The 7369-nt window shown below is 67.6% G+C and carries 7 protein-coding genes and 3 pseudogenes; 6 read left to right on the top strand and 4 right to left on the bottom strand.

Annotation, left to right across the window (positions count from 1 at the left end; all coding sequences use genetic code 11):
- Nucleotides 1-93 precede the first annotated feature (93 nt).
- Together ACWGJB_RS37725 and ACWGJB_RS37720 are read left to right on the top strand one after the other, a co-directional pair.
- Nucleotides 94-513 (top strand): DUF6193 family natural product biosynthesis protein, encoded by a 420-nt coding sequence (locus ACWGJB_RS37725; RefSeq protein WP_453384564.1) that lies wholly within the window; start codon nucleotides 94-96, stop codon nucleotides 511-513.
- A 10-nt stretch (nucleotides 514-523) separates the two neighbouring features.
- Complete coding sequence (locus ACWGJB_RS37720) at nucleotides 524-1453, top strand: ADP-ribosylglycohydrolase family protein (protein ID WP_453384553.1); 930 nt, start codon at nucleotides 524-526, stop codon at nucleotides 1451-1453.
- Nucleotides 1454-1914: 461 nt separating this feature from the next.
- Here ACWGJB_RS37720 and ACWGJB_RS37715 read toward each other — a convergent pair whose 3' ends face one another.
- Entirely contained in the window at nucleotides 1915-2454 is a 540-nt protein-coding gene (locus tag ACWGJB_RS37715; protein WP_453384552.1) for a hypothetical protein, read from the bottom strand.
- Between the two features lie 99 nt (nucleotides 2455-2553).
- Between ACWGJB_RS37715 and ACWGJB_RS37710 the strand changes: the two genes are divergently transcribed.
- Complete coding sequence (locus ACWGJB_RS37710; RefSeq protein WP_453384551.1) at nucleotides 2554-3000, top strand: anthrone oxygenase family protein; 447 nt, start codon at nucleotides 2554-2556, stop codon at nucleotides 2998-3000.
- 224 nt (nucleotides 3001-3224) lie between these two features.
- Here ACWGJB_RS37710 and ACWGJB_RS37705 read toward each other — a convergent pair whose 3' ends face one another.
- Nucleotides 3225-4133, bottom strand: a complete 909-nt coding sequence (locus ACWGJB_RS37705; protein ID WP_453384550.1) for a DUF6215 domain-containing protein — start codon at nucleotides 4131-4133, stop codon at nucleotides 3225-3227.
- Between the two features lie 512 nt (nucleotides 4134-4645).
- Here ACWGJB_RS37705 and ACWGJB_RS37700 point away from each other — a divergent pair.
- The gene (locus tag ACWGJB_RS37700) at nucleotides 4646-5320 is read left to right on the top strand and encodes an SMI1/KNR4 family protein (RefSeq protein ID WP_453384549.1); all 675 of its coding nucleotides are present in this window, start codon (nucleotides 4646-4648) and stop codon (nucleotides 5318-5320) included.
- Nucleotides 5321-5380: 60 nt separating this feature from the next.
- On the opposite strand, the pseudogene ACWGJB_RS37695 reads toward ACWGJB_RS37700, so the two are convergent.
- Nucleotides 5381-5581 (bottom strand): annotated as a pseudogene (locus tag ACWGJB_RS37695) (IS630 family transposase); the annotation flags it as partial.
- A 164-nt stretch (nucleotides 5582-5745) separates the two neighbouring features.
- Here ACWGJB_RS37695 and ACWGJB_RS37690 point away from each other — a divergent pair.
- Together ACWGJB_RS37690 and ACWGJB_RS37685 are read left to right on the top strand one after the other, a co-directional pair.
- A pseudogene (locus tag ACWGJB_RS37690) lies at nucleotides 5746-6270 on the top strand (GNAT family N-acetyltransferase); the annotation flags it as partial.
- Between the two features lie 128 nt (nucleotides 6271-6398).
- Nucleotides 6399-6523, top strand: a pseudogene (locus tag ACWGJB_RS37685) (IS630 family transposase); the annotation flags it as partial.
- On the opposite strand, the gene ACWGJB_RS37680 reads toward ACWGJB_RS37685, so the two are convergent.
- Complete coding sequence (locus ACWGJB_RS37680) at nucleotides 6518-7021, bottom strand: nuclear transport factor 2 family protein (protein ID WP_453384563.1); 504 nt, start codon at nucleotides 7019-7021, stop codon at nucleotides 6518-6520. The pseudogene ACWGJB_RS37685 and the gene ACWGJB_RS37680 overlap by 6 nt on opposite strands.
- Between the last annotated feature and the right edge of the window lie 348 nt (nucleotides 7022-7369).

Below are 7369 nucleotides of genomic sequence, written 5' to 3'. Positions count from 1 at the left end.
GCACCTCGCCGGCACGCAGCAACCACGCCGACGGTAGCCCAGGCACCGGTCACGTGATGTGCTCGTCAGTCAGGAAGAGTCACCACATGAGACATCCTCCAAAGCTGGAGTACCAAGCAGACGCACGCATCGAGCCGGACAAGAGTCACCAGCCCATATCAGGACCTGGCGTCGATCTTCCCCCTCGACGGTGAACGGTTTCGCGTGCTACGACTGCACGAACCACAAGGCTCCGGGCGGGAACGAATTGGCGGATCCTACACCGCCGAGGAAGCCGTCGAAATCGCTGCCGCACACCTACCAGCGGGTTGGGGCCCCGCCATGGACGGCACGCCTGACACCCCCGCCGACGCTGTGCCCTGCTCGGTACAACAGCGGGCGATCAGTGACTTCCAGGTCCCGGACTGGGCAGCGGTACTTGTCCCGGCTGTAACTGCGATCGCCCGGCGCCATGTCCGGATCAGAGGCATGGCCGCGCCAAAGACGGTGTACCGGAGCGCCGTCGCGCTGTGATACTGCTCCGATGATCAACATTCCCACAGCCGCGCTGGACTCGTTGCAGGGGCTTGCCTTCGGCGACGCCTTCGGTGACCGCTGGTTCGGCATCCTGCGCCGGGACGGTTCGGCAGCCTTGGAGGCGCGGACGCTGCCCCCGGAGCCGCTGTGGCAGTGGAGTGACGACACCGTCCAGGCGCTTGTACTCGTCCGCGAACTCGCCGAGGGGGGCGGCACCGTAGACCAGGACCGCCTCGCCCTGGCCCTCGCGACGGCCTACGCCGAGGACACCCACCGCGGCTACGGAGCCTCCATGCATGACGTGCTCCGTCGGATCGGCGCGGGCGAGCCCTGGCGGGAGGTGGTCGCCGGACAGTTCGGCGGCCAGGGCTCCTGGGGCAACGGCGCGGCCATGCGCGCCGCCCCGCTCGGCGCCTGGCACGCCGCCGACCTCGACGTCGTCGCCGAACAGGCCGCCTCCCAGGGCGCGGTCTCTCACCACCACCCGGAGGCGATCACCGCGGCAGTGGCGGTCGCCCTCGCCGCAGCGCTGGCAACACGCAGCCGGGGCGGGCCTGCCCCCGCACGCCCGGACTTCCTTCAGGCAGTCGCCGAACGACTCCCCGACAGCGACGTCCGGTCGGGAGTGCGGATCGCGGCCCGGATGCCGGAGCACACCTCGGTCCGGCACGCCGCGGAGGTCCTGGGCTCCGGCTACAGGATGTCCGGACCTGACACCGTCCCCTACGCCCTGTGGTGCGCGGCGGGGCACCTCGACGACCTGCACGAGGGCCTGTGGCTCACGGTCGCCGGGCGCGGCGACATCGACACCACCTGCGCCATCGCGGGCGGGGTGATCGCCGCCCGCACAGGCGTCACTGCCCTCCCCCCTGCCTGGCACGCAGCTCGTGAACCGCTGCCACCAATCGTGTCGGAGCAAGAACCTCTATCGGGATGAGTTCAAGCGTCTCCAGCAGATCAGTGCGCAGCCGAGGATGAGGAAGGCTCCTCCTCACCCTCGGCTGCGCACGGGCTGACGGCACCTGGTACGTCCACGCGGCCGCCCGCAACGGACGCGCCACCGGTGACCGGAGGCGCCGGGAACCGCTTCCGGCACGGGTCGCCGGCGCCGACCGCTCGCTCAGCGGCGGATGGTCGCGGCGTTGCGGTGGTCGCCGCGTTGCCGTCCCCAGGTGGGCTGGTCGACCAAGCGGTTGTGGTTGTTGCGGAGGGTCGCGGTGTCGGCGTTGGTGTTCCGCACGTAGGTGCGGCGGTCCAGGTAGCCATCGCTGGCGCTGGCACGGCCCTCGCCGGTGTGGTCTGGTGATGTCCACCCATTCCTCGCTCAGGGAACGGTTGGAGCGGTCGTCGCGTCCTGGGGTGTCTCAATACGTGAAGTCAAGCAGTAGCCGTCGTTTCTCATGGCGCGTCTGAGCACGCACGCTGGAGGGAAACGAGGGCCGCGCCGACGGAGTCGCCAGGGAACAGCTGCAAGACGGTGGCCCTGTTCGGCGTCGTGATCACGTAGCGCCGCGTCTGGTAGGAGAGATCTCCCCAGCTTTCCCGGACATGGGCGCGCATCAGGACCTGGCCGCATCGCGTGCAGACGATCCAGGGGACGAGGACGAGACCGGCCAGGTCCTGTTCGGCCCCACCCATTGCCTCGGGGACGATGCTTCCGTCGCCTCCGACCAGTTTCAGGGGGCCCGGTTCGCCTTCATCACGGCACTGCAGGATCCGGGATGTGAGGGCCTCCCGCTCACCCCAGGTCTCCGCGAGGACGGACATCTGGGCCCTGACCGTCTCACTGATCGGCACCTGATGGCCAAGGATGCCGGAGACAAGCAGGCCAAGTCCCGCCTCCTGCTCTCCGATGTCCCAGCAGTCTTTGACTTCCTGGGCTTCGGCCGCCGGCAGCAAAGCGGCAAGCCGGTTCCAGATGACGGCGTCGTCGGTCATCTGGCAGACGGTACGTCCCTAGCACCGCTAGACAATCGAGCGCCAGCAGAGCTAGCGTTGCCTCATCATCTAGCACCGCTAGATCCTGGGAGGGTCATCATGCTCAACGCACTCGAGGTCTTCACCACCGTGGTCGTCGGCCTGATGGTGGGGGTGGAGTTCTCCGTCGCCTTCGTCATCAACCCGATCCTCGACGCCCTCCCCGAGGACAGTGGCCAACTCGGCCGCGCCCACGGGGGCCGGATGCTGGGCGCCTTGATGCCGTTCTGGTACATCGGCTCGCTCGTCCTCGTCGCGGTCTGGGCCATCGCCGGATGGCACCACCCCGGCGCCGGCCTCGTCGTCACCGCCGGCGCTTTGCTGATCCTCAGCGTGATCATGTCGCTCCTGCTGCTCGTCCCGATCAACAACCGGGGGAAGACGTGGACCCCCCAGAACCGGCCCGAGGACTGGAAGGAGCAGATGAACCGCTGGGACCGCTTCCACTACGTCCGCGTCGCCGTCATCATCGCCGCCTTCGCCCTGTTGGTCGCCGCCCTCGTCTGAGCCCGCGGGCCGACGCCGCGCCGGTGGCGCGCAATCCCCACTCCCCGGGCGGCAGCGGGCCACCGCAATCCCGACATCCGGGAATGCAGCTGCCGCCGAGAGCCACAACTGCGATCCCGACAAGCTATGGCCCTCGATGAACTGCGCAGCTCTTGGCTCTGGTTCGGGTGAGATCTTTGATCCAGATCACCGAGGCACGCAGGTGAAGCCCGGCGAGCGTCTCGTCAGGCAGGCCGTTCGGGGATCCTCGGAAGAACCTTCCCAGCGATGCCGAGGAGAACGCTGTCGTCCGGGAGGGCTCCGGACGTACTCCACACCGTGATGTCGCAGTAGCCGCCCCGGTCATGACGGTCCAGGGCCACGGACAGCGTCCTGGCCAGGGGGCCCTGTTCGACCGGACCGCCGGATCCGCCACTCCCGAGATTGATCTCGAACTTCATGGTGTGATCTGAGGAGAAGACCGCGGGTCGGCCGAGAACCGTAAGGGTCTTGATGTCCCGCTCATCCCCGAACTTCATGAGCTTCACGTACTGGGCAGTCGGCAGCTCGTTGTAAGTGGCCGAGACATTCACGGTGTACGTGTCGAACGTGACCTCGGCCTCCGGTTGGGCGACTTTCCCATCCGTCAGAGGAGCCGTGTCGCTGGTGCCGGAAGCAGCGGTCGCGGTCTCTCCGGGCGTTCCAAGGAGCTCGGCCAGGTCTGGCCGGTTGAGCGCCTTGCACAGCTCTTCACCCGTCACAGGCTGGGGCGTCTGCTTGTAGGCCTTCGGCAGCTCCTCGTGTTCCCCGCCCGAACACGAAGCGGGCTGCGGAGTGCTTTCGCCGGACGGCATCACGCGCGGAACCACCCACAGCGCGGCCCCCAGTGCCCCGAACACAGCCACGGCCGCCACGGCCTGGCCCCATGCATTGTGGTCCTTGTCCTGGATGTCCGGGGCGGGACGCGGCCCGGTTCCGGCCTGAACCTGGGGGACGGCACCGACCGCCGCCCAGTCAGCGGAAGTTGCCGGACCCGGCTTCCGGCGTGCGCGCAGGGCCCGGACCACCGCGAAGACGCGTATTGCGGTGAACACGAGGAACACCACGCCGAGACCGGCCGCGACCCCATCGTGATCACGGACAGCGAGACACATGATGCGTACGCCGAGAATGGACCCGACCGTGATGAGCAAGGGCTCACGGACCCAGAACGGCAGAAGACGGAGGAGGAAACCGAGCACCCGGCGATCTCATCAGAACAAGATCAGACACGCCGTGGTGGAAGCCACAATTCCGGGCACGTAAAGGGCCTGCCGAACCAAGAGACAGCGAGCCGACGATCCTCAGATCCCTTTCGTGCCGACGGCCGGCGCAGCTGCTTGCGGCCAGGCCCTCGACTTCGGCATCCCACTCGTCCCGCCCACGATGAACATCTCCGCATTCTTCCAGCGATCGTTCGTCCAGGGCGGAGCCCTGTGGGGGCATACCGTTCGGCGCGCACTAGAGATCTTCAACGGCTGAAGTCAGTACCATCTGGACATCGCTGACGCTCCCTTCAGTGGGCCGGTATGCGTGGCGTGCAGCGGGACTTGGGGCGCCGGACTGTTCCCGCGGTAGCAATGGGCCCCACTCCCCGGGTGTCAGTGGCGGCACGTACGGTCTGCGCATGACTGATCAGTGGTGGGCGGGCGTGCGCCAGCGGGTCGAGGAGGCTGGTGCAGGCCATGCGGCCGACAAGGTTTTCGGCGCACTGAGGCACAAGTGGGTCGTGGAGGATCCGCTCACCCAAGGCGAGCTTGCCGAACTCGAGGCTCAGACAGGCGTGCAACTGCCGGAGGAATACCGGGCCTTCCTGCTCCACGTGGGCGCGGGCGGCGCCGGCCCCGCGTACGGCCTGTTCCCGGTTCGGCGCGTGCAGGGCCGTTGGCGTTGGGAGGGCGACGGCGCGGACCTGGCTGACCTGGCGAGGCTTGCCGAGCCGTTTCCTGACCAGGGTCCGGATCCGGAGCTACTCGACGAGGTTCTTGCCCAACGTCCCGAAGAAGAGGACTTCGACGACATCGAGGATTTCGACGACGCCATCGAAGCGTGGGACGACCGGTGGGAGGTCGTCATGTTCGCCCCGGAGCGCACTGCCGGCGCGATCGTGATCTCCCACCTGGGCTGCGCCCAAAGAGAGTGGCTGATCATCAACGGCAGCCACCGCGGCACGATCTGGTCCGATTGCCGGGTAGACGACGTCGACCTCGCCCCGCTCCTCGACGACGACGGTATGCCGGTGACGTTCGCCCGCTGGTACATCGACTGGCTGGAGAAAGCCGAGCTCACAGCCCTGCCGTAGGCCATCTCCCTGTGCTGCTGAGCGTTGTAGTCGGCCGAACGGGCCGACAACAACGCTCAATCACAGCTGGAAGTCGAGCCCGGTCCTGACGATGAAAGCCTGGATGAGGCGGGGGCGGTACTGCATCCGTTTGAGTCGCGGCTTCACCAGCACGGTGAGCTGATCGAGGCTGTCTTTGGTGAGGTTGGCCAGAGATCCCTCCAGGTGCGACCACACGCCGTCGTCGGGGTTGAGCTCGGGAACGTACGGCGGCAACTGCTGGAGGTCTTTAACTGTGCGGGTTACTTCGGGTCGTGACGGGATGGTGTGCCGCCGGGTGGTGGTAGGCCGTGAGGGTCTGCGCAGCGGGTCTGGCATGGACGAGCACCGTAGGGGTTCGACATAACCGATCGACACGCTGATCTTGATCGGATTGGCTGGGTGGCATGCCAGAGCTGCGAACCGGTCGTCTTCTGCTCCGCCGGTGGCGGGAGTCCGACCTCGAACCGTGGGCGGCTATGAACGCCGATCCTGAAGTCCGAGAACACCTGGGGGAACTGCTGACGCGGGAGCAGAGCGATGCCGCGGTGGCACTCATGCAGGCCGACTTCGACGAGCGCGGTTTTGGGTGGTGGGCGCTCGAAGCACGGGAGACTGGTGAGTTCATCGGCCGTGCCGGCTTGGACGAGGTGGGCGAGGACATGCCGTTCACGGGGGTGGATATCGGTTGGCGCTTGATGCGTTCGGCGTGGGGGCACGGTTACGCCACGGAGGCTGCCCTGGCCTGTCTGGCTTTCGGTTTCGAGGCTCTCGGGCTGCGGGAGGTGGTGGCGTCGACGACCGTCCACAACCTCCGTTCCCAGGCAGTGATGCGCCGGATCGGCATGACCCGGGATCCGGCCGACGACTTCGAGGATCCAAGCGTGCCCGAGGGGCCGCTTCGCCAGTGTGTGCTGTACCGGATTGCCCGCAGGGATGCCCACGGCCTGCAACACACGGCGGGGCCGCTCGCCGAGGCCGCGGCGGCCGGGGTCCTCGGCGAGCCGGCGCGCCCGCTGACGACTGGTGACAGCTGTTGTGGGCCGCGCTGTGCCGAAGGTTGAGGTATCCCGACGGCGGTGGGCTGCCGGCTGAGGGACAGGCTCGGCGTGAGCAAGTCCGGTTCGCAGCCGTCGTTCTGATCGAGGCCGTGAAGTGACCGGGAGGTGGCCCGACGGTTCAAGGGGTCGGCGGGGTCCAGTCGACGGGGAGGCCGGACTGGGCGAGGACCGCGCCCAGGCTGTAGAAGTCCTGGTCGGCGGCGATCCGGCGACCATCCGTGTTGAGCAGGGTCGCCAGCGGCACGGCGAACGGCTTGGGCGCGCCCTTGATGTGGCCGGCGTAGACGCCCTCGAGGGTGATGTGGCGGCCGTCCCGGTGGGCGGCGCGCACGGTGACGTGAACGTTCTCGATGAGGCTGTCGGTGCGGGCCTTCCAACCGGCGATCTCCTGACGGCCGTGGAACGTGACGCCTATGCCCTGGTCGGTGTAGGTGCCGTCGGCGGTGAACAGGGAGCCGAGCGCATCGGGGTCGGTGCCGTTCCAGGCGGCGGACCAGTCGGTGACGACCCTGGGCAGGTGCCGACCGGCAGGCTGCGCGGCGAAGGCGGTGGTACCGAGAGCAGCCGTGGTGACCGTGGCGCCGATCAGAGTGACTACAGCGCGGGTGGAACGGAAGTTCATCATGGCGGTCCTCCTGGTGATGGTCCGTGAGATGGCGGGAAGTGCGGTTTTCGCCGGGTACCGAAGCCGTTGCGGGGTTCGGCGGCGGCGCAGAGCTTGGGCAATCCCCGGACTCCGCAGGTCGGAGCTGAGGTGGTTGCCCGCACCCCCCTAAGGGGTTGTCGCGTTCGTTAGAAGTTCTAACACGAATAGGGAGTGATAGGCAATCGTGTTCGCTAGAGCCTCTAACTGGAGGTGCCCGAACGGGGCTAGGAGCCGCGAGCAACCCGGATGCCGACTGGAGGTGAGCCCGCCATCTGCACCAGGGAGCTTGACGCCGGTCTTCGAACAAAACGCACTTTGAGCCCC

The sequence above is a fragment of the Streptomyces sp. NPDC054813 genome (assembly GCF_053611365.1).
This window is presented reverse-complemented; position numbering and strand designations above follow the sequence as displayed.

Coding starts and splice junctions, on each gene's coding strand:
- ACWGJB_RS37720 (WP_453384553.1), top strand. CDS start 524: ATGATCAACATTCCCACAGCCGCGCTGGACTCGTTGCAGGGGCTTGCC.
- ACWGJB_RS37715 (WP_453384552.1), bottom strand. CDS start 2,454: ATGACCGACGACGCCGTCATCTGGAACCGGCTTGCCGCTTTGCTGCCG.
- ACWGJB_RS37710 (WP_453384551.1), top strand. CDS start 2,554: ATGCTCAACGCACTCGAGGTCTTCACCACCGTGGTCGTCGGCCTGATG.
- ACWGJB_RS37705 (WP_453384550.1), bottom strand. CDS start 4,133: ATGTGTCTCGCTGTCCGTGATCACGATGGGGTCGCGGCCGGTCTCGGC.
- ACWGJB_RS37700 (WP_453384549.1), top strand. CDS start 4,646: ATGACTGATCAGTGGTGGGCGGGCGTGCGCCAGCGGGTCGAGGAGGCT.
- ACWGJB_RS37680 (WP_453384563.1), bottom strand. CDS start 7,021: ATGAACTTCCGTTCCACCCGCGCTGTAGTCACTCTGATCGGCGCCACG.